Origin of the sequence: Variovorax soli, from assembly GCF_031454625.1 — a bacterium.
GTDB lineage: Bacteria > Pseudomonadota > Gammaproteobacteria > Burkholderiales > Burkholderiaceae_C > Variovorax > Variovorax soli_A.
On sequence record NZ_JAVDRF010000003.1, the window covers coordinates 213,528 to 238,551 of the forward strand.

General features: G+C 68.7%; 28 protein-coding genes. 11 read left to right on the plus strand and 17 right to left on the minus strand.

The genetic code is table 11. The features are described 5' to 3' along the window. Positions 1-75: 75 nt before the first annotated feature. Together J2739_RS08155 and J2739_RS08160 are read right to left on the minus strand one after the other, a co-directional pair. Entirely contained in the window at positions 76-909 is an 834-nt protein-coding gene (locus J2739_RS08155) for an ABC transporter ATP-binding protein (protein ID WP_309900357.1), read from the minus strand. Further along, a complete protein-coding gene (locus tag J2739_RS08160; RefSeq protein ID WP_309901088.1) occupies positions 906-2,864 on the minus strand; it encodes an AMP-dependent synthetase/ligase in 1,959 nt (652 codons plus the stop codon). Before J2739_RS08160 ends, J2739_RS08155 begins: the two co-directional genes overlap by 4 nt. Positions 2,865-2,949: 85 nt before the next feature. Here J2739_RS08160 and J2739_RS08165 point away from each other — a divergent pair, with 85 nt between their 5' ends. Then, positions 2,950-3,687 (plus strand): Crp/Fnr family transcriptional regulator, encoded by a 738-nt coding sequence (locus tag J2739_RS08165; protein WP_309900360.1) that lies wholly within the window; start codon positions 2,950-2,952, stop codon positions 3,685-3,687. A gap of 22 nt (positions 3,688-3,709) precedes the next feature. Here the strand turns inward: J2739_RS08165 and J2739_RS08170 are convergent, their stop codons facing one another. Continuing rightward, the gene (locus tag J2739_RS08170; RefSeq protein ID WP_309900362.1) at positions 3,710-4,357 is read right to left on the minus strand and encodes an SOS response-associated peptidase family protein; all 648 of its coding nucleotides are present in this window, start codon (positions 4,355-4,357) and stop codon (positions 3,710-3,712) included. Positions 4,358-4,455: 98 nt separating this feature from the next. Between J2739_RS08170 and J2739_RS08175 the strand changes: the two genes are divergently transcribed. Beyond that, on the plus strand, positions 4,456-5,220 hold the full coding sequence (locus tag J2739_RS08175) for an SDR family NAD(P)-dependent oxidoreductase (RefSeq protein WP_309900363.1): 765 nt from the start codon (positions 4,456-4,458) through the stop codon (positions 5,218-5,220). 53 nt (positions 5,221-5,273) lie between these two features. On the opposite strand, the gene J2739_RS08180 is transcribed toward J2739_RS08175, so the two are convergent. The 3 genes from J2739_RS08180 to J2739_RS08190 all read right to left on the minus strand — a co-directional run bounded on the left by J2739_RS08180 (position 5,274) and on the right by J2739_RS08190 (position 7,188). Beyond that, a complete protein-coding gene (locus J2739_RS08180) occupies positions 5,274-6,236 on the minus strand; it encodes a Bug family tripartite tricarboxylate transporter substrate binding protein (protein WP_309900365.1) in 963 nt (320 codons plus the stop codon). Between the two features lie 289 nt (positions 6,237-6,525). Beyond that, complete coding sequence (locus J2739_RS08185; protein WP_309900367.1) at positions 6,526-6,732, minus strand: hypothetical protein; 207 nt, start codon at positions 6,730-6,732, stop codon at positions 6,526-6,528. Positions 6,733-6,915: 183 nt separating this feature from the next. After that, positions 6,916-7,188 (minus strand): DUF4242 domain-containing protein, encoded by a 273-nt coding sequence (locus J2739_RS08190; protein WP_309900369.1) that lies wholly within the window; start codon positions 7,186-7,188, stop codon positions 6,916-6,918. A 149-nt stretch (positions 7,189-7,337) separates the two neighbouring features. On the opposite strand from J2739_RS08190, the gene J2739_RS08195 reads away from it, so the two are divergent. The 7 genes from J2739_RS08195 to J2739_RS08225 all read left to right on the plus strand — a co-directional run bounded on the left by J2739_RS08195 (position 7,338) and on the right by J2739_RS08225 (position 11,767). Then, on the plus strand, positions 7,338-8,105 hold the full coding sequence (locus tag J2739_RS08195) for a pseudouridine synthase (RefSeq protein ID WP_405053850.1): 768 nt from the start codon (positions 7,338-7,340) through the stop codon (positions 8,103-8,105). 102 nt (positions 8,106-8,207) lie between these two features. Next, entirely contained in the window at positions 8,208-8,867 is a 660-nt protein-coding gene (locus J2739_RS08200) for a response regulator transcription factor (protein WP_309900373.1), read from the plus strand. 8 nt (positions 8,868-8,875) lie between these two features. Then, complete coding sequence (locus tag J2739_RS08205; protein ID WP_309900375.1) at positions 8,876-10,237, plus strand: sensor histidine kinase; 1,362 nt, start codon at positions 8,876-8,878, stop codon at positions 10,235-10,237. Between the two features lie 82 nt (positions 10,238-10,319). Continuing rightward, positions 10,320-10,640, plus strand: a complete 321-nt coding sequence (locus tag J2739_RS08210) for a hypothetical protein (protein WP_309900377.1) — start codon at positions 10,320-10,322, stop codon at positions 10,638-10,640. Positions 10,641-10,685: 45 nt separating this feature from the next. Then, positions 10,686-10,934 carry a hypothetical protein gene (locus tag J2739_RS08215; RefSeq protein ID WP_309900379.1) on the plus strand — a complete coding sequence of 83 codons (249 nt, stop codon included), beginning with the start codon at positions 10,686-10,688 and terminating at the stop codon, positions 10,932-10,934. A 144-nt stretch (positions 10,935-11,078) separates the two neighbouring features. Then, positions 11,079-11,453 (plus strand): DUF4148 domain-containing protein, encoded by a 375-nt coding sequence (locus J2739_RS08220; RefSeq protein ID WP_309900381.1) that lies wholly within the window; start codon positions 11,079-11,081, stop codon positions 11,451-11,453. Between the two features lie 83 nt (positions 11,454-11,536). Beyond that, positions 11,537-11,767, plus strand: a complete 231-nt coding sequence (locus J2739_RS08225) for a hypothetical protein (protein ID WP_309900383.1) — start codon at positions 11,537-11,539, stop codon at positions 11,765-11,767. A 46-nt stretch (positions 11,768-11,813) separates the two neighbouring features. Here the strand turns inward: J2739_RS08225 and J2739_RS08230 are convergent, their stop codons facing one another. The 6 genes from J2739_RS08230 to J2739_RS08255 form a co-directional block, all read right to left on the minus strand. After that, positions 11,814-12,080, minus strand: a complete 267-nt coding sequence (locus J2739_RS08230) for a hypothetical protein (RefSeq protein WP_309900385.1) — start codon at positions 12,078-12,080, stop codon at positions 11,814-11,816. 245 nt (positions 12,081-12,325) lie between these two features. Then, complete coding sequence (locus tag J2739_RS08235) at positions 12,326-14,434, minus strand: SdrD B-like domain-containing protein (protein WP_309900387.1); 2,109 nt, start codon at positions 14,432-14,434, stop codon at positions 12,326-12,328. Further along, positions 14,431-15,258, minus strand: coding sequence for a hypothetical protein (locus J2739_RS08240; protein WP_309900388.1), 828 nt, complete (start codon positions 15,256-15,258; stop codon positions 14,431-14,433). Before J2739_RS08240 ends, J2739_RS08235 begins: the two co-directional genes overlap by 4 nt. Continuing rightward, the gene (locus J2739_RS08245) at positions 15,255-15,725 is read right to left on the minus strand and encodes a hypothetical protein (protein WP_309900391.1); all 471 of its coding nucleotides are present in this window, start codon (positions 15,723-15,725) and stop codon (positions 15,255-15,257) included. The genes J2739_RS08240 and J2739_RS08245 overlap by 4 nt, the downstream gene beginning before the upstream one ends. After that, positions 15,722-16,384: a hypothetical protein gene (locus tag J2739_RS08250; protein WP_309900393.1), complete on the minus strand. Its 663-nt coding sequence runs from the start codon at positions 16,382-16,384 to the stop codon at positions 15,722-15,724. The genes J2739_RS08245 and J2739_RS08250 overlap by 4 nt, the downstream gene beginning before the upstream one ends. A 43-nt stretch (positions 16,385-16,427) precedes the next feature. Then, positions 16,428-17,069 carry a hypothetical protein gene (locus J2739_RS08255; RefSeq protein ID WP_309900395.1) on the minus strand — a complete coding sequence of 214 codons (642 nt, stop codon included), beginning with the start codon at positions 17,067-17,069 and terminating at the stop codon, positions 16,428-16,430. 274 nt (positions 17,070-17,343) lie between these two features. On the opposite strand from J2739_RS08255, the gene htpG reads away from it, so the two are divergent. Then, complete coding sequence (gene htpG, locus J2739_RS08260; protein ID WP_309900397.1) at positions 17,344-19,389, plus strand: molecular chaperone HtpG; 2,046 nt, start codon at positions 17,344-17,346, stop codon at positions 19,387-19,389. A gap of 146 nt (positions 19,390-19,535) precedes the next feature. Continuing rightward, positions 19,536-20,780 (plus strand): cytochrome P450, encoded by a 1,245-nt coding sequence (locus J2739_RS08265; RefSeq protein WP_309900399.1) that lies wholly within the window; start codon positions 19,536-19,538, stop codon positions 20,778-20,780. A gap of 87 nt (positions 20,781-20,867) precedes the next feature. Here the strand turns inward: J2739_RS08265 and J2739_RS08270 are convergent, their stop codons facing one another. The 5 genes from J2739_RS08270 to J2739_RS08290 all read right to left on the minus strand — a co-directional run bounded on the left by J2739_RS08270 (position 20,868) and on the right by J2739_RS08290 (position 24,982). Next, positions 20,868-21,890: a serine/threonine protein kinase gene (locus J2739_RS08270; RefSeq protein ID WP_309900401.1), complete on the minus strand. Its 1,023-nt coding sequence runs from the start codon at positions 21,888-21,890 to the stop codon at positions 20,868-20,870. Between the two features lie 18 nt (positions 21,891-21,908). Further along, complete coding sequence (locus J2739_RS08275; RefSeq protein ID WP_309900403.1) at positions 21,909-23,018, minus strand: DUF2855 family protein; 1,110 nt, start codon at positions 23,016-23,018, stop codon at positions 21,909-21,911. Between the two features lie 108 nt (positions 23,019-23,126). Then, positions 23,127-23,555 (minus strand): organic hydroperoxide resistance protein, encoded by a 429-nt coding sequence (locus J2739_RS08280; RefSeq protein ID WP_309900405.1) that lies wholly within the window; start codon positions 23,553-23,555, stop codon positions 23,127-23,129. A 72-nt stretch (positions 23,556-23,627) separates the two neighbouring features. After that, positions 23,628-24,083 (minus strand): MarR family winged helix-turn-helix transcriptional regulator, encoded by a 456-nt coding sequence (locus J2739_RS08285; RefSeq protein WP_309900406.1) that lies wholly within the window; start codon positions 24,081-24,083, stop codon positions 23,628-23,630. A gap of 83 nt (positions 24,084-24,166) precedes the next feature. Further along, a complete protein-coding gene (locus J2739_RS08290) occupies positions 24,167-24,982 on the minus strand; it encodes a crotonase/enoyl-CoA hydratase family protein (protein ID WP_309900408.1) in 816 nt (271 codons plus the stop codon). Positions 24,983-25,024 lie beyond the last annotated feature (42 nt).

Below are 25,024 nucleotides of genomic sequence, written 5' to 3' on the forward strand. Positions count from 1 at the left end.
GCCGGGCCGAAGGACGCTTGCGCCACCTCGGGCGGCAGCGAACAGAAGAAGCGATGCGCGTGGGGGCTGTTCAATTCAATGCTCCGTCCCGAGGTATGCCCGGATCACGTCCTCGTTGTTGCGTACTTCGTCGGGCGTGCCGTCCCCAATCTTCTTGCCGTAGTCGAGCACCACCACGCGGTCGGAGATGTCCATCACCACGCCCATGTCGTGCTCGATCAGCACGATGGTGGTGCCGAACTCGTCGTTCACGTCGAGGATGAAGCGGCTCATGTCCTGCTTCTCCTCCACGTTCATTCCGGCCATCGGCTCGTCCAGCAGCAGCACCTGCGGCTCCATCGCCAGCGCGCGGCCGAGGTCGACGCGCTTCTGCAGGCCGTAGGGCAGGCGCCCCACCGGCGTCTTGCGGTGCAACTGGATTTCGAGGAAGTCGATGATGCGTTCGACGAACTCGCGCTGCGCGATCTCCTCGCGCTCGGCCGGGCCCCAGCGCAGCGCCTGCGCGAGCAGGCCGCTCTTCATCTTGAGGTTGCGCCCGGTCATGATGTTGTCGAGCACGCTCATGCCCTTGAACAGGGCCAGGTTCTGGAAGGTGCGCGCCACGCCCATCTCGGCCACCTGGCGCGAGTTCATGTGCTTGAACTGCCGGCCGCGGAAGGTGATGGAGCCTTGCTGCGGCTGGTAGACGCCGTTGATGCAGTTGAGCATCGAGCTCTTGCCCGCGCCATTGGGCCCGATGATGGCGCGCACCTCGTGCTCCCGCACGTCGAAGCTGATGTCGGTCAGCGCCTTCACGCCCCCGAACGACAGGCTGATGTTCTGCACGTCCAGGATCACCTCGCCGATGCGGCGGCCGCCCTGGGTCGCGCCGGCGAGCATGGCCGTCTCGGCGATGTTCTGCGCGTTCATGCAGCGGCTTTCATCGGCGGGAAGCGCTTGGCCTCCACGATTTTCAGCGTGGCGCTCACCACGCCCGTGCGTCCGTCCTCGAACTTGACCTGCGTCTCGATGTACTGCTCGGTCTTGCCGCCGTACAGCGCATCGACCAGCACGCGGTACTTGTCCGCGATGAAGCCGCGCCGCACCTTGCGCGTGCGGGTGAGCTCGTCGTCGTCGGGGTCCAGCTCCTTGTGCAGCACCAGGAAGCGTGCGATCTGGGTCTCGCCCATGCCCTCTTCGCTCGCCAGGTCGGCGTTGACCTTCTCCACGCATTCGGCCACCAGCCGCAGCACCTCGGCCTTCCCGGCCAGGTCCACGTAGCCGCCGTAGGGCAGGCCGCGCCGCTCGGCCCAGTTGCCCACGGCCTCGTAGTCGATGTTGATGGCGGCGCAGACCTGCTCGCGCCCGTTGCCGAAGCACACCGCTTCCTTGATCTGCGGGAAGAACTTCAGCTTGTTCTCGATGTAGTTGGGCGCGAATATCGCGCCGCGCGAGAGTTTGCCGACGTCCTTGGCGCGGTCGATGATGCGCAGGTGCCCTTCGGCGTCGATCACGCCCGCATCGCCGGTGTGGAAGTAGCCCTCGGCATCGAGCACCTCGGCCGTGGCGTCGGGCCGCTTGTAGTACTCCTTGAGCACCGACACGCCCCGCACCAGCACCTCTCCGTCCGGCGCGATGCGCAGCTCGATGCCGGGCGCCGCGCTGCCCACGGTCTGCAGCTTGACCTTGCCGTCCTGCTGCAGGCAGACGTAGGCGCAGGTCTCGGTCTGGCCATAGAACTGCTTGAGGTTGACGCCGATCGAGCGGTAGAAGCGGAACAGGTCCGGCCCGATCGCCGCGCCCGCGGTGTAGGCCACGCGGATGCGGCTCATGCCCAGCACGTTGCGCAGCGGCCCGTAGATCATCAGGTCGCCCAGTGCGTAGAGCAGCCGGTCGCCCAGGCCCACCTTCGCACCGTTCAGGATATCGGCGCCCACGCGCTGCGCCAGGCGCATGAACTTCGCGTAGAGCCAGCGCTTGGGCGCCGCCGCATCCTCCATGCGGATCGACACGGCGGTCAGCAGGCCCTCGAAGGTGCGCGGCGGGCCGAAGTAGTAGCTGGGCCCGATCTCGCGCATGTCGTTCATCACGGTCGCGGCGGACTCGGGGCAGTTGAGCGTGAAGCCGCCCACCAGCCACTGCGCCACCGAGAACAGATGGTCGCCGACCCACGCCATCGGCAGGTAGCTCATGATGTTGTCGCCGGGGCCCAGGCGGTCGGTCTCGACGCCGCCGCGCCCGGCCGCGATGAAGCTGGCATGGGTCTGGCACACGCCCTTGGGGCGGCCGGTGGTGCCGGAGGTGTAGAGGATCACTGCGACATCGCCGGGCTCGACGCCGTTCAGGCTCTGTTCGAAGAAGGCGGGCTGCGATGCATCGAAGGCACGGCCCAGCTCGCGCAGGCGCTCGTAGCCCATCAGGCCCGGCTGGTCGTAGTGACGCAGGCCTTTCGGATCGTCGTAGACGAGGTGGCGCAGGCCCCGGGTGCCCTTGGCCGCCATCAGCTCGCGGCACTCGAGCAGCTTGTCGACCTGCTCCTGGTCCTCGGCGATCACGAAGTCGATGGCAGCGTCTTCCAGCATGAAGACCATCTCGCCCGCCACCGCGTCCTGGTAGAGCGGCACCGGCACGCCGCGCAGGCTTTGCGCCGCGAGCACCGCCATGTACAGATGCGGCCGGTTGGCGCCGACGATCGCCAGGTTGTCGCCCGGCTTGAAGCCCAGGCTGGCGAGGCCGCAGGCGATCTCGCGCACCTCGCGGGCGACATCCGACCAGCGCCAGGTCTGCCAGATGCCGAGATCCTTCTCGCGCACGGCGGGCGCGTCGGGCTGTCGCTCGGCGTGGGCCAGCAACAGGCGGGGAAAGGTGTTGGCGGTGGTTTGCACGATGGGCGGACTGTAGATCTTGCGCTTGTCGTCAAGTTGTCGTTTCAACGACAATCCTAGGGACACTACTCCCCGGAGTTTCCCGATGAGCCACGGCATGTCCAACGGCGCGTCTTCCCTGCGCGAGCGCGTGCGGCCGGCCACCGCCGAGGAGCTGCGCAACATCCCCTGGCTTCACACCCTCACGCCCACCGAGCGCCGCCGCGCGGAGACCGCGGTGGTGGTGGGCGACGCCGAGCCCGGGGAGCTCGTCTGCCGCATCGGCCGCCCGCCCACCTTCTGGTTCGGCGTGGTCGAGGGGCTGCTCAAGATGAGCAACGACAACGCCGACGGCACGTCCATGACCTACAGCGGCCTGCCGCCCGGCGGCTGGTTCGGCGAGGGCACGGCGCTCAAGCGCGAGCCCTACCGCTACAACATCCAGGCGCTGCGGCGCAGCGTCGTCGCGGGCCTGCCGGTGGATGACTTCCATTGGCTGCTGGACCACTCGATCGGCTTCAACCGCTTCGTGATGAACCAGCTCAACGAGCGCCTCGGCCAGTTCATCGCGGCGCGCGAGGCGGACCGGCTCAACAACCCGGACACGCGCGTCGCGCGCAACCTGGCGGCACTGTTCAACCCGGTGCTCTTCCCCGGCGTCGGCGAACTGCTGCGCATCACGCAGCAGGAGCTGGCCTACCTGATCGGGCTCTCGCGGCAGCGCGTCAACGAGGCGCTGCGCACCTTGCAGGCCGAGGGTGCGATCCGCGTCGAGTACGGCGGGCTGCGCGTGCTCGACCTCGCGGCCTTGCGGGCGGGCGGGCATGGGGCGATCAGCCGCTGATGTCCGATCCCCGGTGCTCGGCTCAGCCTGCAGGCGCCCGCTCCGGCAGGGGAATGCCAGGGTCGCGCACGATCTCGCGGCGCACCAGCTTGTCGAGGTCGTAGGGGCGCAGGTACGCGGCTGTCTCCTCGACAGGGCAATGCAGCCAGTCGTCGATCCAGGCGTCGCGCAGGAACACCACGCGGCGTTGCGAGGGCTGCTCCACCGCCGGCAGCGTCAGCAGGGCGAAGCTCTCGACGCACTCGCCGTCCGGGGCACGCCAGCCGTTCCACAGCCCGGCCATCGCCAGCGGCTGGCCGTCGCCACGGGTGACGCGCACCACCGTGTGCTCGCTGTCGCCGCGGCGGTACAGCGCATCGGCGAGGACCACGCAGCGATGGCCGCGTTTCCAGGGCTGGTAGAAGTTGCGCTCGCTTGCGGCCGTCTCGCCGCGGGCCTCGAATGTATAGGGGTAGTCGCGCTCCTTGGCGAACAGGGGGACCAGGCCCCAGCGGCCTTCGGCCGCCTCGAAGCGGGCGGCAATGACGCTGTCGTCACGGTCGCCTCGCGGGCGGCGGATGAAGAGCCCTTGCGTCCCGGGCCGCACGATGGACGGCTGCGCGGGCGTCGCCAGTCCGAAGCGCTCGGCAAAGTGGCGCACGTCGCTTGCAGGCTCGTACTGGATGGGCATGGCCGAATGTAAGAAGGCGCGTTGCGCTTCGTCAATCCGCCGGTAGCATGCGAGCCACGAGGCATGCCGCCATCGATGACGCATTTCACGAGACCTCCATGAATTCACGCCGACTCACCATCATCACCGGCGCCTCGCGCGGCCTCGGGCGCGCCATGGCCGAGCAGCTGCTGGCGCAGCCCGGGCAGCGCCTGCTGTGCATTTCGCGCCGGGCCGACGAGCAGCTTGCCGCGCGCGCCCGCGAGAGCGGCGCCGAGCTCGAGCAATGGCAGCAGGACCTCGCCGACCCGGTGCCGGCGGCGGCGCGGCTCGCGGCCTGGCTGCAGGCCCTGGATGGGCAGGCCTTCGACGGCGCCACGCTGATCAACAACGCCGGCACCGTCGGCCGCACGGGGCCGCTGTCGCGGGCGGCGCCGGCCGAGCTCTCGCAGGCGTTGCGCGTCGGGCTGGAGGCGCCGCTGCTGCTGACCTCGGCCTTCCTGGGCGCGACCCGCGATTGGCGCGGGGAGCGCAAGGTGCTCAACATCTCCTCGGGCCTGGGGCGCAATGCCATGGCCAGCCAGGCGCCTTACTGCGCGGCCAAGGCCGGCATGGACCATTTCTCGCGCGCGGTGGCGCTGGAGCAAGAGGCGCTGGGCGGCGGCGCCAAGATCGTCTCGCTCGCGCCCGGCGTGATCGACACCGACATGCAGCTGCAGCTGCGGGAAAGCGATGCGGCCTTGTTCCCGGACCGCGCCCGTTTCGAGCGCCTGAAGGCGCAGGGGCAGCTCGATACGCCCGCCGAAGCGGCGGCGAAGGTCCTGGCCTATCTGCAGCGCGCAGACTTCGGCAGCAAGCCGGTGGCGGACGTCCGCGACGCCTAGGCTGCGCGCCTCGTTCGGAGGCGGCCACATGAAGCGGGCAGGGCAGGCCTGGGTTACTCGATCGTGGCGCCAGACGCCTTCACGATGTCGCGCCACTTCAGGTAGTCGGTCTTCAGCAGCGCGCCGAACTGCTCCGGTGTCATGCTCTGCGGCTCGGCGCCCTGGGCGACGATGGCTGCCTTCATCTCGGGCGTAGACAGGAGCTTGTTCACCTCGGCGTTCAAGGTGGTGACGATCTCCTTCGGCGTGCCCGCCGGCGCGAAGAGGCCGTACCAGGTGCTAACGTCGAAGTCCTTGTAGCCCAGCTCGGCCACCGTGGGCACCTCGGGCAGCGAGCTGCTGCGCCTGGCGGAGGTGACGGCGAGTGCGCGCAGCTTGCCGGACTTGATCTGGCCCATGGCCGAGGGCAGCGAGGACACCATCAGGTCCACGTTGCCGGCCAGCACGTCCATCATGGCCGGGTTGGAGCCCTTGTAGGGCACGTGGCGGATCTTGATGTTGGCGGCGTTCTTGAAGATCTCGCCGGCCAGGTGGATGGTGGTGCCGTTGCCGGGCGAGCCGTAGGTGATGGTGTCGGGCGCGGCGCGGGCGGCCTCGACCACATCCTTGAGCGTCTTGAACTTCGATTCGGTGCGGGTGACGATCACCACCGGCGTGTAGGCCACGTGGGCCACGGCCGTGAGATCCCTGGTCGGGTCATAGCTGAGGTTCTTGTAGAGCCAGGGCGCGACGACCATGTTGTCCTTCTGGCCCATGACGATGTCGTAGCCGGTAGGCGCGGCGCGCACGGCTTCCGCGATGCCGATGGTGCCGCCGGCGCCCGCGCGGTTGTCGGGCACCACCGTCCACTTGCTCACCTCCGTCAGCTTGGTGGCCACCAGGCGGGACAGGATGTCGGTGCCCCCGCCGGGCGGGAAGGGCACGATGAGGCGCACGGGCTTGGCGGGATAGGGCTGGGCCTGCACGGCGGCAAAGGCCAATGTCAGGACCACGGAGGTCAGCAGCTTTCGGATCATGGGTTTGTCTCTTCGTTCAGGCGCAGCCTGAAGACTGCGCGGGATGGGCAGGCAGTGTGCCGGATCGGGAGCGATGGAGGGTGCGCGGTTCGAGATGGGCATCTTATCGAGGCGCGAGGCTTGGGGGGCGGGTATACGCGCGGGGCCCTGTATCGACGGGCGGCGCGGGCCCGGAACGGGTGGGGCCTTTGGCGGGCCGAGGGCGGCGGGTGGCCAACTCCGCTCATGTCCCCCGCCGGCCTGCGGCCGGCTCCTCCTCGATACCCGCGTCAAGAAAACGCGCGTGAATTCAATGAATCGTGGACGACCCAGCGCGCGCATCGTTGCGCCGCTGCAGCGCCGCGATGCCGGCCATCATGGCAGCGCCGTAGGTGGGCATCGGCCCCTCTGCCGCTTCGATGGGGCGGCAGTCGTTGCCGTCCTGCTTCTGCAGCACCCAGTAGAAGTGGCCGGCAATCGGTTCGTCCACGATGAGTGCGATGGCTTCCGTGTCCATGTGAGTCCTCGTCTTTCAGTCCATGCCTCGGTTGTACGCAGGCACAGGACGAACGCCTAGCAAGGAATTCACAAAGCGGGGCGCGACGCGCCACAAAGACGCGGCGAGTGTGCAAATGCGCACGGCCCGGGCGGGGGCGGGCTGCTGACCGAGACGCGGTGGGCTACCGGCTGGTGGGCTGAGTCACTCAGCGGTGGTGGGGCCGATGACGGCGCGCACCTGCGACACGCTGTCGGCCGGGAAGCCGCCGCGCCTGGCATGCTCGCGGATCATCTCGTCGTTGGGCGCGACGTAGACGCAGTAGATCTTGTCGTCGGTGACGAAGCTTTCGACCCAGTTGATCTCGGGCCCCAGCTCGCGCAGGACGCCGTTGGACTTGATGGACAGGGCCTTGAGGTCGCGCTCCGACAGCTTTCCGGCGCCCGGGAGCGTGCGTTCGATGACATAGCGTGGCATGGTGTGTCTCCAAAGGAAGGGTGGTGAACGGGGTCGCGCCAGTATGGTCGCCTCGCCGTCGAATTGCGATGTGCCATCCGGCCTGTGCCCGCGGCGCCGGCGCTGTCGAATGGCGGACAATGGCGCGCCGCCTCCCGAGCCTCCGACCCATGTCCGACAGCCCCGAACCGATCCGACTCAACAAGCGCATGGCCGAGCTCGGCCTGTGCTCGCGCCGCGAGGCCGACGACTGGATCGCGCAGGGCTGGGTCAAGATCAATGGGCGGGTCGCGGAGATGGGCGTCAAGGTCGGCCCCGCCGACCACATCGAGGTCGACCGCAAGGCGCAGACCCACCAGCAGCAGCAGGTCACCATCCTTCTGCACAAGCCCATTGGCTACGTCAGCGGCCAGGCCGAAGACGGCCACGAGCCGGCCGTGGTGTTGATCAATCCGCGCACGCACTGGCGCGAGGACCCGAGCCGCATGCGCTTCTCGCCGCCGCATTTGCGCGGCCTGGCGCCGGCCGGCCGGTTGGACATCGATTCGGTGGGCCTGCTGGTGCTCACGCAGGACGGCCGCGTGGCGCGCCAGCTGATCGGCGAGGCCTCGGGCATGGAAAAGGAATACCTGGTGCGCGTGAGCTACGGCGAGGTGGCGCAGAACCCGCAGGCCACGTTCCCGCGCGAGCAACTGCAGCGCCTGCGCCATGGTCTCAGCCTGGACGGCCAGCCGCTCAAGCCGGCGCTGGTCGACTGGCAGAACCCCGAGCAGCTGCGCTTCGTGCTGACCGAGGGCAAGAAGCGACAGATCCGCCGCATGTGCGAGCTGGTCGGGCTCAAGGTGGTGGGCTTGAAGCGCATCCGCATCGGGCGCGTGGTGCTGGGGCACCTGCCCGTGGGACAGTGGCGCTACCTGGGGCCGCAAGAGCGCTTCTAGACAGGCGGCCGGGACCGCGGGCGGGATCGGTCCGATGCAAAGTCTCATGACATGCTAAGAATCCGCGTGTAGCCTTCATCGCTTTCGCGAAAAGGAGGCGCCGTGCGCACGCTGCTGGTGGAAGACGACGAGATGATCGGGAGCAGCCTGCGGCATGCACTCGAAGGCGCCGGCTGGTCGGTCGACTGGGTCCGCGACGGCGCGCTGGCGCAGAGCGCCTTCGCCGACGGCGGCTACACCTGCGTGCTGCTCGACCTCGGCCTGCCCAGGCAGGATGGCACCGAGGTACTGCGCCGGGCGCGCGAGCGCGGCGACACCACGCCGGTGCTGGTGCTCACCGCGCGCGACGGCCTGGAAGACCGCATCCAGGGCCTGGATCTCGGCGCCGACGACTACCTGCTCAAGCCCTTCGAATTCCGCGAGCTGCTGGCGCGCATGCGCGCGGTGATCCGCCGCCGCGACGGCGCCGCGCATTCGGTGATCGGCGGCGCCGGCCTGCAGCTGGACCTGACCACGCGCGAGGTGCTGCGCAATGGCACGCGCGAGGCGCTGACGGCGCGCGAGTTCGCGCTGCTGCATGCGCTGCTGGAGAGGCCCGGCGCCATCCTGTCGCGCGAGCAATTGGAGAACCGCATCTACGGCTGGGGCGAGGAGGTCACCAGCAACGCGGTGGATGTGCTGATCCATGGGATGCGGCGCAAGCTCGGGCCGGAGGCGATCCGCAATGTGCGCGGGCTCGGATGGCGGGTGGCGGCGGCATGAGGAAGAAGATGCATCCGCGTCCGTGGTACATGCCCTGCTCGCTGCGAGGCAAGCTGCTCCTGTGGCTGGTCTCGCTGCATCTCATCGCGGCCTTCGTCGCGGCCTGGGCTTCCTACATGAGCTACGGGCGCATGGTCCACACCTTCATGGACGACCAGATGCAGCTGCTGGCCAACTCCTACGCGGCCAACGACGGCACGCCGGTGCTGCAGCCGCTGGCGGACGAGGGCGTCTTCAAGTGGGGTTCCTTCATCGTCCAGATCTGGAGTCCCGACGGCCGACTGCTGGCCAGCTCCTGGCCGAGGCTCTCCCTGCCCCTGCAAGCCGAGCCCGGCCTGCACAACGTGCGCACCGGCGCCGGCAGCGACGAGGACTGGCGCGTCTACACCGCCGAGGCCGGCCTGCGCGCCAGTCAGCCGCGCGTGCAGATCGCGCAGAACGGCAGCTTCCTGCGCCACGAGGTGGCGCATCGCGCCCTGTTCGCGGCGCTGCCGATCGCGCTCCTGCTGCCGGTCTCGCTGGCGGTGCTGTGGCTGGTGGTGTGGCTCAGCTCGTACTCGCTGCGCGCGGTAGCACGCGAGGTGGCGGCGCAGGACGAGCGCAGCCTCTCCGAGCTCTCGCTGGCACGCGTGCCCGATGAAATCGCGCCGCTGGTGAGCGCCTTCAACAGCCTCCTGGCGCGCCTGCGCGCCGCCTTCGCGGCCCAGCGGCGCTTCGTGCAGGACGCGGCGCACGAGCTGCGCACGCCGGTCGCCGCGATCGGGCTGCAGCTGGAGAACCTGCGCGCCCACGTCCCGCCCGGCGATGCCGCCGAGCGCTTCGCGCAGCTGGAGGCGGGCGTCACCCGCGCCCAGCATCTGATCGAGCAGCTGCTGAGGCTGTCGCGCCAGGAGAGCGCTGCGCCGGCGGCCGGCGCCGAGCCGGTGGACGTCGCCGCGCTCCTGCGCGAGAGCCTGGGCCAGCTGATGGTGGTGGCGGACCGGCGCCGCATCGATGTCGGCTTCGACGGCACGGTGGCGCCGGTCGTCAGCGCGCCCGCGGCCGAGCTGCGCAGCGTGTTCGACAACCTGATCGACAACGCCCTGCGTCACGCGCCGGAGGGCGGGGTGGTCGACGTGCGCCTGCACGAGGTGCAGGGCCAGCCGGTGGTGGACGTGGTCGACAATGGCCCCGGCATCCCGCCGGAGTTCATGCCGCGCGTCTTCGACCGCTTCTTCCGCGTGCCGGGCACCTCGCCCGGCGGCAGCGGACTGGGCTTGGCCATTGCCCGCACCGCGGCCCTTCGGCACGGGCTGCGCATCGCGCTCAGCAACCGCAGCGAACAGGAGGGCGGCACCGGTCTGATTGCCCGGGTTTACCTGCCGACCTGAGTCAGGGGGGAGTAGGCGAAAGTAGTAAAAAGGTGAAGAAGTTTGCTTGTTACTTTATGTTTAACTAGGCACAATGTATTACATGCAAGTTCACACCGACACCCAAGCCCAGTGGTCCTCGAACGGCCTTCTCCGTCTGCTGCGCGCCACGCTGCCGTCTTCAGGCGGCCGGCGGTCGCGGATGGACTCGCCGCCTGAGCTGGACTCCCCGCCGAAGCGCCTCAGCAGCGATCAGCTGTCGGCACTTGCGCAGAAGTGGCGCCGCCGCTCTCAGGAAGGCGACGAGGGCGCCGAGTCCGTGGCCATGGCGCTCGAGCAGTTGGCGGAGCGTCGCGCCGGCAAGAAGAGCTCGCGGATGCAGGCGGTCGGCCGCCGGCTGTCGGAGCTGATGCAGCTGAGCTGAAGCGTCGGCATCTCCGCCCTGGCGGTACTTGGCAGAGTCGAGATCATGAAGACCCAAACCGAAGCAATTTGCGAAGGCTACGACGTGGATCTGTCCGGACCGGGCCGTCCCTTGGGCGCGCGCGGACGCTATCCCCGCTACGAGGTGATCCCGCTGCTGACGGACATGGAGGCAGAGCTGCTCAACACGCTGGGCCTGATCCGCCAGTTGCTGGTCGAAGGCGCGCCCACGCCGGAGGCACGACAGGGCGTGGTCCACGCCATCGACGGCCTGCTGTCCGTCGCGCGTTCCTGAACGAGCGCCCGCCAAGGGGCTAAGACTCGGCTAAGTTTTCCCTAACGATCGGCTCAGTGGGGCTGCCTAGAGTGCAACCCAGGTCAGCCGAGGCGCATGTCGCACCCGGCGCGAGACCTGCCAGTCACCCCGGAGTTCATCGCCATGCAAGCCTCCCTGAAGTTCCTCGCCGTCACCACCCTGAGCGCCCTCGCGGGCATGGCCCCGATCGCGGCCCAGGCCGAAAGCTACGACGGTGTGCTCACGCACGCCTCGGCCCTGAGCCGCGCCGAGGTCGACGCGGAAGCCGTCCGCACCGCCTCGGCTCCGAATCAGAACGTGGTTCGCGGCTCGCGCGGCGCGGAGCCCTTCAAGGCCGTGGCCGATTCCAGGGCGGTGGCGCGGGAGGCCATGCGCGCGGCCGCGGCGCCGGATCAGAACGTGTCCTCCGGCTCGCGCGTCAACAGCAAGGTCATCTCGACGATGCCGCATCCGATGGATGTGCGCACCTCCAACGCCAACGGCGGCAGCCGGCTCTGATTCGAGAAGGTCTGCGCGGGACGCAAGACCTCGCCGGTCGCACGCGAATGCCGCGCGGGCAAAGAACGAGAGCAGGACTGACCATGTCACAGGTGAATTGGGATCGCAGCACCATCGGCGGCGCCGGGCCGGATGCCAGCCGCCGCCGCATGCTGCGCACGGCGGCCGCCGGCCTTGCCGCGGGGCTCGTCACCGGGGCCGCGCTTGCCTTCGTGGCAATGAAGCACGAGGCGCCGCAAAGACCGAAGGACGGCAGCGGCAACGCCGCCGTGGGCGCTGACTTGAATGCGCAGTCGCAACTCGGCCCCTCGTGAGCGCCGTGGCAGGAAACGGAGCTGGCCTCCCATCCCGCTCGCGGCACTAGAGCCCGTGCACCAGGTACAGCGCTGCGGGGGCGGCCGGCACCCGCAGCGTGCTCTCGCCCACCTGGCTGAAGCGGAACTCGCGCCCATCGAGCACCACCGAGCGCTGGTTGGTCCAGACGCGGTACTCGTAGCCGCCCGCCACCGGCGTCACCTGCAGTACCCGGAACACCGGCGGCACGACGACCGTGAAGTTCAGCCGGGCCGCCACGCTGTTGGCGCCCACCCGCGTTTCCGCCATGCAGGCCAGCGGCAGCAGGAGCATGGCGGACAGGGCGCTTTTCAGGCAAACACCCTTGAACAACCGGCTGGCGGACATACGGCCCTCGTCGAACGAACACAAGCAGGGCGTCCCCATTGACGGCCCGGCATTCGCATATCGGCAGCAGGACGGAAAAGCTGAAGCCTTTCCGTAGTGCAGCGCAACGTGTTCGAAAGTAAATACGAGGCCAGGATGGCCGGCAATCAGCCAAAAGGCTTCAGGCGCGGGCAAAAGCCGCAGTTTTCGGCTCAGCGCTCTTTGTGGACCGGGAACTCGGCCATGGCGGTGTCGCGCACATGCACGTCGACGCGCTGCGAGGGCGGGCCGGCGCTGCTCCACGGCAGGGGCAGGTTGTCCTGGAGCAACTCGACCTCGTGCGGGCCGGCCGCCACCTGCGGGAAGCTGTAGAAGCCCTGGGCGTCGGTGCGCGCGATGTAGCGCCGATCGAGCACCACGGTGACGTTCGGGACGCCGCCCTCGCTGGCCTCGCGCCGGCCGTTGTTGTCGTGGTCGAAGAACACATGGCCCTCGAGCCGGCCCGCGCCGCTGCCCGGGGCACCTCCGATGGGCGCGCTGGCGAGCCCGGCGCGGCTCTCATGGCGCAGCGCGATCATGAAGCTGCGGTTCGACGGCGTGACCAGCACCGGCGCCAGCGTGGCCGCCGCCAGGGCCGACACGACTGCCGGATTGAGCGACTCCTGCCCGCGCGCCGCGGCGTATTGCGCGATCAGCGACCAGCCGAGGCCCAGCGGCCAGCTCAGGCGGGCATTGGCGCTCAGGAAGCGTGCCTTGTTGTCACCCGTACCATTGCTGCCGCGCACGCTGAGGTCCAGGCGCGCGCCGCCCGGCAGCGGCGTGGTGCCGAGCACACCCCAGTGCACCGTGCTCCGGTCGACACCTTGCTCGCGCGCGTGCTCCAGGGCCAGCGACGTCGACAGCGACTGCGTCTCGCCCACGTTCCAGGCATGGTCGACGCCGCTGCGCAGCACGCGCAACTCGGTCCCATGGGCGAGGTCGGTGCGCCACTGGGTGTAGCCCCAGTCGGACTTGTGCTCCCACGTGACTTGCGCGGACTGTGCGGCGAAGTTGCCGCTGCGCGCGGCCAGGGTGCCGGAGATCGCGTCGCGAGAGTCGAAGCGCCAGCGGCCGAAGAGGTTGCCGAAGACCGAGCTGCGGTGCAGCCCGCTGACGCTGTCGCTGAACTCGACGTGGGTGCCCAGCTGCCACTGGCGCGTCGAGATGTCGCCGCGCCAGGAGGCGCCGCGCAGATCGTTCGGCAGCGTGTCGCCGCCCCATCGCAGCGAAGGCTCGAAATAGAACACCGAGGCGGCCTGCTGCATCAGCGCGCTGCGCCAGGCGGCGTCGACCCAGGCACCGTTGGCCGAGTCGCGCGGTGCCAGGGAGCCGGCCTCCGAAGGCCGGCCCTCGCTGCGCGCCAGGTTGGCCTGGATGCGCATGCCGCCCACCTTGTCGGCCAGGCCGCCGAAGCCGTTGCCCAGCGTGTCGGCCCACGGCGCCAGGCCCTGCCAGGCCACGGCGGTCCAGATCGAGCGCGTGTTCTGCGCATAGCCGGCGACGCCGTTCTGGTTGAGGTCGCGCGTCTCGACCATCTGCACCGCCGCGTCCACCCGGTTCGGCGCCAGCGCGCCCTCGGCACCCGCCAGCTGCGTCTGCGCGCCCATGCCGGCGGCGGTGCCGCGCCCGGTCGTGAAGCCCTGGAAGTTGAGGCCGTCGAAGTACCCGAGGCGGCCGGCGGACGCATTGAAGCTGGCGCGCCCCGGCCGCTCCAGGGTCGCCGCCACGCCCTCGATCGGCAGGCTGGGTAGGTAGACCCGGCCGATGCCGCGCGCCAGCGGCGTGCTCGCCATGTTGATGTTGCCCACGCTGTTGTTGCCGAACCAGCCGCCGTCGAAGGGCATGCCGCGCTGGTCGATGCGCCAGGTGCTGCCGCTGCGGTAGCTGTAGGGCACCACGGTGGTGGGCAGTCCGGTGCTGCCGAGAACGCCGAAGCCGGTGACAGGCGCGGTGTCGCGGTTGAGGTTCAGGTTGGCCGAGAAGCTGCCGTAATCGGGCGTGTCCAGGTAGCCCGAGAACAGCAGCGACTGGCTGTTCTGGCGCACCACGCCGCTCTGCCGGGTGGACTGCGCCTCCGCGCTCCAGCCGCGCGGCCATCCGGTGTCGCGGGCGGGCGGCTCGTCAGCCTCCGCAGCGGGTTGCGGGCTGGCGTCGAGCACGCGGTCGACGTACTCGGCGCCTGCCGCTACCGGCAATGCGGATTGCGCCCACGCCGCGGCGCCGGCCAGGGCGGAGCCCGCCCAGCACAGTTCGAGGGCGTGGCGCGCGATCCTGAAGCTCATGGTGCGAATCGCTGCTCGACGGGCATCGAGCCCTTGCGGCCCCATTCCAGCGAGCCTTCGATGGCAATGGGATAGCGGATCGCGACCGCCGTCTCGGTGTCGCCGGGCCGGGTGGCCACCAATGCGATGTCGCGCGTCTCGCCCGGCATGATGGGCGTGGTGGCGGCCTGCACCTCCAGCAGGGTGCCGTCCGCATCCTTGCCCTTGAGGAAGCCGGCCAGCCGGCCGTGCGCATTGCCCGTGTTGCGGATCTTCAGCACCGGCGTCGGACGGCCGTCGATGGTCTTCACCGCGATGCCGGCCAGTTCCAGCACCGGGGCCACCTCGCCCACCGCGACGTACACGATGACGCCGATGCGCGCGCCCAGCGCAATCGGCATGCCCGGCGCGGCCGCCGGCTGCTGGCCTTCGACCATCACGGCGAAGCGGCATTCCGTCGGCGGCGTATTGGCCGGCGGCGCGACCTCGAAGCGGAAGCGATAGGGGCGGCCGGGCGTGATGCTGAGTTCGCGCCGCTCGATCGCGACCCAGGGGCGGCAACTGCCGGGCAGCAACTCGTCGCTGAAGTCCACCGATCCGTCCGGGCGCAGCGTCCAGTCGGCGGTCTTGAGCTTGTAGGCGCCGGCCCGCACGTCGCTGTGCGTCAGCTCGATGACCTCGCGCACCTGCTCGCCGGGCTTGACGGAGAGCTCGAAGCGCGGCGGCGAGACCGCCAGCGAGAACTGGGCCCGGGCCGGAACAACCGCAGTCGCCGTAACGGCGATCAGGACGGCGAGGCGGAAGGCGGCGCCGTTGCGGCGCAGGAAAACGGCAAGGCGCGTCACGGCGTGACCTCGATCTCGAAAAAGAATTGCAGGGATTGCGCACGCTCCAGGGTCCGGCCGTCCGCCATTAGCTCGAGCACGATGCTTTCCTGCAAAAAGGGATCGCGCACCACGCCATCGAACACCAGGGTGCGGCCGCCGCCGCGCACCGTGCCCGGCTGCAGCCGGCCTTGCGTGCGCCAGATGGCAACCATCTGCTCGCCCTCGGTCGGTGCCAGGCTCATATAGAGACGCGCCGGCCGGTTGAGCCAGGGCGAGAGATTGAGCCGCAGCGCGACGGTGACGCGGCCTTCCACCGTGTGATCGCCGGCGCGGCCCGGGGCCAGTTGACGCCAGCGCATCTGCGTGGTGGGTTGGCTTGTGTACGTGCCGGTGTCGTCGACGCGGTAGGTGGCAGCGCTCGCCGGGAGCCACAGGGCCAGGGCGAGGAGGGCGGCGGTCCGCCGGTGGAGACGGCGGACCTTCATGGCGTGCTGAGTGTGAAGGTCGCGACCCCATTGAAGGTGCCCGCGGGCACCAGCTGGGTGTTGAGGTAGCGGAAGGCCAGGCAGCTTTCGAACCAGGTGTTGCGCGTGACCGAGAGCAGGGTCTGTGCGCCGCCCGTGAAGGCGCCGCTCGGGATGGTCGGCGTCGCATCGCCGTTGCCGGAGGAGGTCCAGGCGATGCTGCTGAACGCCAGCGTGTCGCCGTTGGCGTTGGCGAGGCTGACCGGCGTGCTCACGCTCAGCGTGGCGGCGGCGCCCGTGGTGCCCGGCACCCGGTAGAAGCCGCCCACGTACACCTGCCCCGTGGTGGCCGGCGAGGTGCAGAACGCAAAGCCGTCCCAAGGGCTGGCGGTGACCGTGCTGCTCGTCGTCATGGCCTGCGCGGTGCCGGACCCCAGCTGCGCGCCCGGCACCGTGACCGAGGCCGTGTTGACGGTGCTGTTGTTGCCGGGCGTCGCGTTGTTGTTGAAGGTGCCGCCCGTCATCGTGCCCGCGCCCACCTGCAGGAACAGCGCCCGCGTCCCGGCGGTGATGCCGACCGTGAAGCCGTGCGCCGCCGGCAGGCAGGCGGCGCACAGCACGAGGGCCAGGCCCCGTGGGCGACCTCTGGTGCAATGGAAGAAGGCAAGCGAGGTTTTCACGGTCGGCGCTGTGGCGCGGCGGCCTGCCCCCGCGAGCTCTCGATCAGGGCGTGGTGGCGGTGTAAGTGACGACGCCGTTGTTGCCCGCCGTGTTGCCGTAAGTGCCGGCCGGCAGCGTCGCCGTGTTCGCGTATGCGAAGGTCCATTTGCCTTCCTGGCGCACCAGGCCGCCGGTGGCCGTCAGCGTGGTGCCGGTGGTGGAGGTCCCGCCCCCGGCGCTGGTATTGAAGGCCGGGTGGGCAATGCCGGTGTTGGTGAATCCGCCGGTGGTCGACGACAGAGGGGCTGACGCCACCGTGATGTCGCTCCATGGCACCGTGGGATTGCCTGCGACGCCGGTGCCGAGGGGGCCGGTGACCGCGTTGTTGAGCGTGACGGCGCCGCTGTTGCCGAGCACACGGACCGTGACGGCGCCGGCCGTCTGGTCGCCGCCCGCGCCCGCCACCGCCGTGCCGTTGCCGACGCTGCCCGCCGGCACTGCGAACGAAATGTTGTCCACCGTCGCGTTGCTGGAGTAGCTCGTGCCCGTACCCACCTGCAGGAACAGCACCTTCGGAATGGTGACGCTGAAGTTCAGTTTTGCGCTGGCCGACAGGGCGCCGGTGCCCGTCACGAAATTCGATTCGGCCTGCGCGGCCAGCGGTGCAATGGCGGCAAGGACGGCGACCAAAAGAAGTTTTCTCATGCTGCTCCTGAAGATGGATTGAGATTCGGGTCGCTGAAATGTAGGCGAAGGACTACATGAATTGTGAATACTTAAGTCCTCGCCATTCTCCTTCTGAATACTTCCGTTAAAAATTAACGGTAGGGGTTTCCACGAGGTCGCTTGCGGCGGCGCCGTGCGGATCTGACCGGCGTCCCACAGCGTCCCGCCACGCCCGTGGCCCTCCCGCGCACGGTCTTGTAAAGTTCTCTGTTCGCCCGAGGCGACCTCTTTCCTCTCTTTCGCTTACCGAGTCATGACGCTTTCCAAGACCAAACTCCCCTTCCAGGCCGAAGTCGCGCAACTGCTCCACCTGGTCACCCATTCGCTCTACTCGAACAAGGAAATCTTCCTGCGCGAGCTGATCTCGAATGCCTCCGACGCCTGCGACAAGCTGCGCTTCGAGGCGATCGACCAGCCGGCGCTCTACGAAGACCAGCCCGCCCTGGAGGTGCGCGTGTCCTTCGACCCGGCCGCCAAGACCCTCACCATTGCCGACAACGGCATCGGCCTGTCGCAGCAGGAGGCCATCGACAACCTGGGCACCATCGCCAAGAGCGGCACCAAGGAGTTCATGAGCAGGCTCTCGGGCGACCAGAAGGCCGACGCGCAGCTGATCGGCCAGTTCGGCGTGGGCTTCTATTCGGGCTTCATCGTGGCCGACAAGATCACGGTCGAGTCGCGCCGCGCGGGCCTGCCGGCCGAAGAGGGCGTGCGCTGGGTCAGCGCGGGTGCCGGCGACTTCGAGGTCGACACCATCACCCGCCCGCAGCGCGGCACCAGCGTCACGCTGCACCTGCGCGACGACGCCGAGGAGTACCTGAACCTCTGGAAGCTCAAGTCCATCATCTCCAAGTACTCCGACCACATCTCGCTCCCCATCCTCATGGAGAAGGAAGAATGGAAGGAAGGCGAGGACAACAAGGGCGGGCGGATGGTCAAGACCGGCGAGTGGGAGCCGGTCAACCAGGCCAATGCGCTGTGGAGCCGGCCCAAGAAGGACATCACCGACGAGCAGTACGTCGAGTTCTACAAGAACATCAGCCACGACTTCGAGGCCCCGCTGGCGTGGAGCCACAACCGCGTCGAGGGCAATACCGAGTACACGCAGCTGCTCTACATCCCGGCCAAGGCGCCGATGGACCTGTGGAACCGCGAGAAGAGCGCGGGCGTCAAGCTCTACGTCAAGCGCGTCTTCATCATGGACGACGCCGAAGCGCTGCTGCCGACCTACCTGCGCTTCGTGAAGGGCGTGATCGACTCGGCCGACCTGCCGCTCAACGTGAGCCGCGAGCTGCTGCAGGAGAGCCGCGACGTCAAGGCCATCCGCGAGGGCAGCACCAAGCGCGTGCTCGGCATGCTGGAAGACCTGGCGAAGAAGCAGCGCAAGACCACCACCAGCAGCGGCGATGACGGCAAGCTCGACATCGGCTCCGGCGAGTCGGTGCCCGCGCCGAACCCGGCCGACGGCGTGACCGATGTCGTCGACAAGAACGCCGACACCTCCCTGGCCGCCGAGGCCGCGGCCGAGTACGGCGACGAATCGGGCAAGTACGCCAAGTTCTATGCCGAGTTCGGCGCCGTGCTGAAGGAAGGCCTCGGCGAGGACTTCGCCAACCGCGAGCGCATCGCCAAGCTGCTGCGCTTCGCCTCCAGCACCAGCGACACCGTGAGCGTGTCCTTCGCCGACTACAAGGCGCGCATGAAGGAAGGCCAGGAGGCGATCTACTACATCACCGCCGAGACCCTGGCCGCGGCCAGGAACAGCCCGCAACTCGAGATCTTCAGGAAGAAGGGCATCGAGGTGCTGCTGATGACCGACCGCGTCGACGAGTGGGCGCTCAACTACCTCACCGAGTTCGAGGGCACCCCCCTGCAGAGCGTGGCCAAGGGCGCGGTCGACCTGGGCAAGCTGCAGGACGAGGCCGAGAAGAAGGCGGCCGAGGAAGCGGCCGAGTCCTTCAAGCCCATGCTGGAGCGGCTCAAGGAGGCGCTCAAGGACAAGGCCGAGGACGTGCGCGTCACCACCCGGCTGGTCGATTCGCCCGCCTGCCTCGTGGTGCAGGACGGCGGCATGAGCACCCAGCTCGCGCGCCTGCTGAAGCAGGCCGGCCAGCCGGCGCCGGAACTCAAGCCGGTGCTGGAGGTGAATGCCGAGCATCCGCTGGTGAAGAAGCTCGAGACTTCGCCGCACTTCGAAGACCTCGCCAACATCCTCTTCGACCAGGCCTTGCTCGCCGAGGGCGGCTTGCCGGCCGACCCCGCCGCCTACGTGCGGCGAGTCAACGCACTGCTGGTTTGATTTCGGGCTGACCGGGCAGGGAACGCAAAGAGGCGCAAGGGCGCGAGAAAGACAGGGGAGAAATAGCCGATGTCTTCTCTGGTGTCCTTTGCGAAGCCTTTGCGTCCTCTGCGTCCGGATGTCCGGTCTTCAAAGGAGCGCCCGACATGAATCCGCCCGACCTGTCGGGCTTCGACCTGCGCAGTCCCGATCCGGCCTTCTACGAAAACCCCTACCCCTGGTACGCCGCGCTGCGCGAGGCAACGCCCGTGCGGCACATGCCCGACGGCTCGCTGCTGCTGACGCGCTACGCCGATTGCGTGGCGGTCTACAAGGACACGCTCAGCTTCAGCTCGGACAAGCGCGCCGAGTACGCGCCGAAGTACGGCGTCGGCAGTCCGCTCTACCAGCACCACACCACCAGCCTCGTGTTCAACGACCCGCCCTTGCATACCCGCGTGCGCGGGCTGATCGCCGGGGCGCTCACCGCACGCACCATCGAGTCGATGGAAGACGGTCTCGCACACCTGGTCGCAGGCCTGCTCGATCGGATGGAAGAGCGGCAGCACGCCGGCGGCGAGGTGGACCTGATCGAGGACTTCGCCGCGGCCATCCCGGTGGAGGTCATCGGCAATCTGCTGGGCGTGCCGCGCGAGGAGCGTGGGCCCTTGCGCCACTGGTCGCTCGCCATCCTCGGCGCGTTGGAGCCGCAGCCCAGCGCCGCGCAGCTGGAAGCCGGCAACCGCGCGGTGGTCGAGATGGTGGCTTACCTGCGCGCGCTGGTGCTGGAGCGCCGCCGGCACCCGGGCGACCCGGCGCACGACGTGCTCACACGCCTGATTCAGGGCGAGCAGGACGGCGGCGACCGGCTGACCGAGAACGAGCTCTACCAGAACTGCATCTTCATCCTCAACGCCGGTCACGAGACCACCACCAACCTGATCGGCAACGGCCTGGTCGCGCTGCACGAATGGCCCGCGCAGAAGCAGCGGCTGCTGGACGACCCTTCCCTCATCCGCGGTGCGATCGAGGAGTTCCTGCGTTTCGAAAGCTCCAATCAGCTGGGCAACCGCATCGCCACGGTGTCCGCCCACGTGGGCGACGTCGAGATCCCGGCGGGTACTCGCATCACGCTGTGCATCGGCGCGGCCAATCGTGATCCGGCGGTGTTCGCCGAGCCGGATCGGCTCGACATCACGCGCTCGCCCAATCGCCACTTGGCCTTCGGCTCCGGCACGCACCAGTGCGTCGGCATGAACCTCGCGCGGCTGGAAGGTCGGATCGCCATCGCCGCCTTTCTGGCGCGTTTTCCGGACTACCGCCTCTGCGGCCCGGCAGTGCGCGGAGGGCGCGTTCGCTTTCGCGGCTATCTGCGGGTGCCGCTGAGCCTGGGGTTGCCGATCGAGTCCTGAGCGCCGGTCAGAGCCTGCTGCGGACGGCATCGCTCGTGACTTGTAGGCCTACCAGCGCGCACCAACCCGTGCGCGCGGACCCCGCGCTCACGCGTACAGCGGCTCCTCCGCCATCGCCTCGCACTGGTCGTGCAACATCTGGATCTGCTCCTTCCAGTAGTCGCTCGAGCCGAACCAGGGGAAGTTGATCGGGAAGATCGGATCGCGCCAGCGCCGTGCAAGCCACGCGCTGTAGTGGATCTGTCGCAGGGTGCGCAGCGGCTCGATCAGCGCCAGCTCACGCCGGTCGAAAGGCCGGAATTGCTCGTAGCCCTCCAGCAGGCCGCTGAGCTGCGCGGTGCGCTGGGCGCGGTCGCCCGACAGCAGCATCCAGAGGTCCTGTACCGCGAAGCCGGTGCGGGCGTCGTCGAGATCGACGAAATGAGGGCCGCCGTCGGGGCGATCGGTGGGCGTCCACAGGATGTTGCCGGGGTGGACGTCGCCATGCAGTCGCAGCTTCTGCAGCTCGCTGTAGGTGTCCGCGCCCAGCGCCGTGACGGCGATCATCTCGAAGGCTTCGCTGCAGGCCTTCTCCCAGTCGCGCTGCACGTCCAGCGGAATCATCTCGTGCGCGAGCAGCCAGTCGCGCGAGGCCAGGCCGAAGCTCTGCAGGTCCAGCGCCGGCCGCTCGACGAAGGGCCGCGCCGCGCCTACCGTGTGGATGCGCGCGAGGAAGCGGCCCACCCATTCGAGTACCTCGAAATCGTCCAGCTCCGGCTGGCGTCCGCCGCGGTAGGGACTCACGCTGAAGGCGAAGCCGCTATGGTGGTGCAGCGTCGAGCCCTCCAGCGCGAGCGGCGCGACCGCCGGGATCTCGGCTGCGGCCAGCTCGGCGGAGAAGCGGTGCTCCTCCGCGATCTGCGTGTCGCTCCAGCGCCCCGGCCGGTAGAACTTGAGCACCACGGCGCGGCCGTCTTCCAGGTAGGCCTGGTACACGCGGTTCTCGTAGGAGTTCAGTGCCATCAGGCGGCCGTCGCCATAGAGGTCGAACCCGGCGAGCGCGTCCAGCACCACGTCGGGCGTGAGTGATTCGTAGGGATGGGCGGCAGCTTGCTGCTCTGCGGAAGTCATCCGCCCATTGTCGCCACACTACGAGGAGAGCGACAGGATATGCCCGATGCGCGGATCACCGCGGCCCGACAGCACCTGCGCATAGGCGGCCTGCACCGCCTCGGCGCCCTCGTGATGCTCCACCGTCAGCCACGGCACCGCGGGCTGCGCGACCTTCGCGATGAAGCCCTGCCAGGCCCGCGCCATGCGCTGGCCGAAGCCCTCCGGGCCCCATTCCTCGGTGCGCTTCTTGATCTGGGCCGGCGCAAAGAAGAAGGCGGCGCGCGGACCGGGCAGCTCCTTGGCGGTGCCCGCCGGCGCGAGCTGTTCCACATGCGTGCCGCCGATGACGCAGTCGTGCCGCAGCAGCGAAAAGCGCGTGTGAATTGCACGCCGCAGCGCGCCGTTGCCTGCGAAATCCACGTAGACGCAAGGCACATCGGCCGCGACCTGGTCGAGCTCGTCGTAGGCCAGCACGCGGTGGTAGCAGCCCAGGCTTTCGCAGAAGGCCTTGTTGGCGGCCGAGGTCAGGCCGACCACCTCGATGCCCTCGCGCTGGTGCATCTGGAAGGCCGTGCCGTAGGCCGTCTTGCTCGAGGCGCTGGAGAGCAGGGCGACGCCGGGCCGCGCGCCGAAGAAATCGTTGTCGTCGAAGAAGTCGTCGATCAGCCAGGAGGTGATGAACAGTGGGCGCAGCAGGGCCTGCAGGTCTTCGGTGTCGGCGGTGTAGAGCGGGTCGCTGGCGCAGCGGAAATACTGGTTGTAGACCGGCGGCAGCGCGGCCCGGTGCGCCGCACCGTCGACCAGGCGTGCGGCCGAGAGCCGCTCGGGCGCCAGCACCACGCTGGAGGCCATCGGCACGTAGCCGTAGAGCCGCTCGCCCACCGCCACGCCCGGATGCAGCGACTGCACGACCGAGGCGAAGCCCCAGACCGGAATGCAGCCCCAGCCGTCCTCACCGGTCGGAAAGAACTGCCAGTAGTTCATGGACTCGCCGAAGGCGGCGTAGGTGATGTTGTTGGATGTGAGCGCGAAGCGCTCGATGCGCAGCCGGACCTGCCCTTCGGCGAGCGCCGGGTCGTCGGTCGTGCGCACACGGGTGGAGGAGAGTTCGTCCTTGCGGACCAGCAGCTGGGTGGTGGTGCTCATGAAAAGCACCTTATCGCGAAGCCGCGTCCGGTGCATGAAAAAAGCCCGGCGCCACGTCACCCAGGTGACGCGGCGCCGGGCCGAACGAAGCTCGGTTCGCCTTCGCGATCAGGCGATCGCGAGCTCGACCTCGACGTTGCCGCGGGTGGCGTTGGAATACGGGCAGACCTGATGGGCGGTCTCGACCAGCAGCTTCTTCTGCGCGTCGTCCAGGCCCGGCAGCGAGATCGCCAGCTTGACCGCGATGCCGTAGGCCTTGCCGCCATCCGTCGGGCCGAGCGAGACATTGGCGTCGATCGCGACGTCCTCCGGCACCTTGACGTTGATCTTGGGCGCCACCGCCTTCATCGCGCCGATGAAGCAGGCCGAGTAGCCGATCGCGAACAGTTGCTCGGGGTTGGTGCCAGGCTTGCCGGAGCCGGGGGGGTTGAGCTTGACGTCGAGCGCGCCGTCGCTGGACTGGCCGGCGCCGCCGTCGCGGCCGCCGGTGGTGTGGGACTGGGCGGTGTACAGGACCTTGTCGAGCTGCTTGACCATGATGATTCCTTCAGGTTGGTGGTTGCGGAGAAAGATGCTTCGATGCCGAAGCGGTCGGGGAAACGAAAAAAGCTAGGCGGCCGCCTTCACGCGGTCGCGCAATTGCTGGATCTGCTGCGTGAGTGCCACCAGCTCTTCGATCGAGCATTGGCTCGCGGCCATGAGGCAGGCCGGAACGGTGGCCGCGCGCGCCTTGAGGCGGCGCCCCGCGGTGCTGAGGCTCACGTGCACGCGGCGCTCGTCGGCCATGTCGCGGATGCGTGCCACCAGGCCATTGGCTTCGAGGCGCTTGAGCAGCGGCGTCAGCGTGCCGGAATCGAGCGACAGGCGCTCGCCCAGCTCCGACACCATCAGGCCGTCACGCTCCCACAACACCAGCATCACAAGATACTGGGGGTAGGTGAGCTTGAGCTTGTCGAGCAGCGGCTTGTACAGCTTGGTCATGGCCAGCGAGGCGGAATAAACCGCGAAGCAGAGCTGGTTGTCGAGCCGGAGCATCTCGTCGGCGGTCGGTGCTTTGGAGGGCATGGCAGAATTGTAGTGCGTTATTAAATTGTGTGCAATCTAATTGCTGAATTACGTCTTGCTGCATTTCCCGGGCGGGCGAATCATCAGTGTCCGGTGAAGCGCGCCGGCCTTCGCTCGACGAAGGAGCGCACCCCTTCCGCCGCGTCCTCGCTGTTCGCCAGCCGTTGCTGCACGGGGATGAAGTCCGCCACCGCCGCCAACGGCCCTTGCTCGATCGCCTTGATCACATTGAGCCGCGTCGCCACCACCGCCAGCGGCGCCTGCGCGGCAATGCGCTGCGCGATGCGCAGGGCTTCGTCGAGTTCCTGCCCGGCCGGCACGACCCGCTGCACGAAGTTCAGGCGCAAGGCCTCGGCGCTGTCGAATTCGTCAGCCGTCAGCAGATGCAGCATGGCGTTGCCGAGGCCTGCGCGCTCGGCCATGCGCAGCGTGGCGCCGCCGGTGGCCATGATGCCGCGCTGCACCTCCATCTGCGAGAAGCGGCAGTTGTCCGCCGCCACCACGATGTCGGCACCCAGCATCAGCTCGATGCCGACCGTGAAGCAGATGCCCTTGACCGCCACGACCATGGGCTTGGTGCGGCGTCGGTAGTTGGGCAGCCCGAAGTCATGCGGTTCCACCAAGCCCTCGGGGACCGCCTTCTCGCCGCGCTTCATGTATTCGGCCACCGCGGGCAGGTCGAGGCCGGCCGTGAAGTGGTCGCCGAAGGCATGCAGCACACCCACGCGCAGACCGGGCTCGTCGTCCAGACGCGTGTAGGCTTCCGCCAGTTCGCGGAACATCTTCGGCGTCCAGCCGTTGCGCTTGGCGGGCCGGTTGATGCCGATCAGCAGCACATGGTCGAGCACCTGGGTGTCGATGCAGCCTTCGGCTGGGGGCGTGGTGGGGATGGCGGTCACGGTTGTCTCCAAGTCGGGTTGTGTTTTCTTTCGTGCCTTTTG

Coding starts and splice junctions, on each gene's coding strand:
- J2739_RS08155 (WP_309900357.1), bottom strand. CDS start 909: ATGAACGCGCAGAACATCGCCGAGACGGCCATGCTCGCCGGCGCGACC.
- J2739_RS08165 (WP_309900360.1), top strand. CDS start 2,950: ATGAGCCACGGCATGTCCAACGGCGCGTCTTCCCTGCGCGAGCGCGTG.
- J2739_RS08170 (WP_309900362.1), bottom strand. CDS start 4,357: ATGCCCATCCAGTACGAGCCTGCAAGCGACGTGCGCCACTTTGCCGAG.
- J2739_RS08175 (WP_309900363.1), top strand. CDS start 4,456: ATGAATTCACGCCGACTCACCATCATCACCGGCGCCTCGCGCGGCCTC.
- J2739_RS08180 (WP_309900365.1), bottom strand. CDS start 6,236: ATGATCCGAAAGCTGCTGACCTCCGTGGTCCTGACATTGGCCTTTGCC.
- J2739_RS08185 (WP_309900367.1), bottom strand. CDS start 6,732: ATGGACACGGAAGCCATCGCACTCATCGTGGACGAACCGATTGCCGGC.
- J2739_RS08190 (WP_309900369.1), bottom strand. CDS start 7,188: ATGCCACGCTATGTCATCGAACGCACGCTCCCGGGCGCCGGAAAGCTG.
- J2739_RS08195 (WP_405053850.1), top strand. CDS start 7,338: ATGTCCGACAGCCCCGAACCGATCCGACTCAACAAGCGCATGGCCGAG.
- J2739_RS08205 (WP_309900375.1), top strand. CDS start 8,876: ATGCATCCGCGTCCGTGGTACATGCCCTGCTCGCTGCGAGGCAAGCTG.
- J2739_RS08210 (WP_309900377.1), top strand. CDS start 10,320: ATGCAAGTTCACACCGACACCCAAGCCCAGTGGTCCTCGAACGGCCTT.
- J2739_RS08215 (WP_309900379.1), top strand. CDS start 10,686: ATGAAGACCCAAACCGAAGCAATTTGCGAAGGCTACGACGTGGATCTG.
- J2739_RS08220 (WP_309900381.1), top strand. CDS start 11,079: ATGCAAGCCTCCCTGAAGTTCCTCGCCGTCACCACCCTGAGCGCCCTC.
- J2739_RS08225 (WP_309900383.1), top strand. CDS start 11,537: ATGTCACAGGTGAATTGGGATCGCAGCACCATCGGCGGCGCCGGGCCG.
- J2739_RS08230 (WP_309900385.1), bottom strand. CDS start 12,080: ATGCTCCTGCTGCCGCTGGCCTGCATGGCGGAAACGCGGGTGGGCGCC.
- J2739_RS08235 (WP_309900387.1), bottom strand. CDS start 14,434: ATGAGCTTCAGGATCGCGCGCCACGCCCTCGAACTGTGCTGGGCGGGC.
- J2739_RS08245 (WP_309900391.1), bottom strand. CDS start 15,725: ATGAAGGTCCGCCGTCTCCACCGGCGGACCGCCGCCCTCCTCGCCCTG.
- J2739_RS08255 (WP_309900395.1), bottom strand. CDS start 17,069: ATGAGAAAACTTCTTTTGGTCGCCGTCCTTGCCGCCATTGCACCGCTG.
- htpG (WP_309900397.1), top strand. CDS start 17,344: ATGACGCTTTCCAAGACCAAACTCCCCTTCCAGGCCGAAGTCGCGCAA.
- J2739_RS08265 (WP_309900399.1), top strand. CDS start 19,536: ATGAATCCGCCCGACCTGTCGGGCTTCGACCTGCGCAGTCCCGATCCG.
- J2739_RS08270 (WP_309900401.1), bottom strand. CDS start 21,890: ATGACTTCCGCAGAGCAGCAAGCTGCCGCCCATCCCTACGAATCACTC.
- J2739_RS08275 (WP_309900403.1), bottom strand. CDS start 23,018: ATGAGCACCACCACCCAGCTGCTGGTCCGCAAGGACGAACTCTCCTCC.
- J2739_RS08280 (WP_309900405.1), bottom strand. CDS start 23,555: ATGGTCAAGCAGCTCGACAAGGTCCTGTACACCGCCCAGTCCCACACC.
- J2739_RS08285 (WP_309900406.1), bottom strand. CDS start 24,083: ATGCCCTCCAAAGCACCGACCGCCGACGAGATGCTCCGGCTCGACAAC.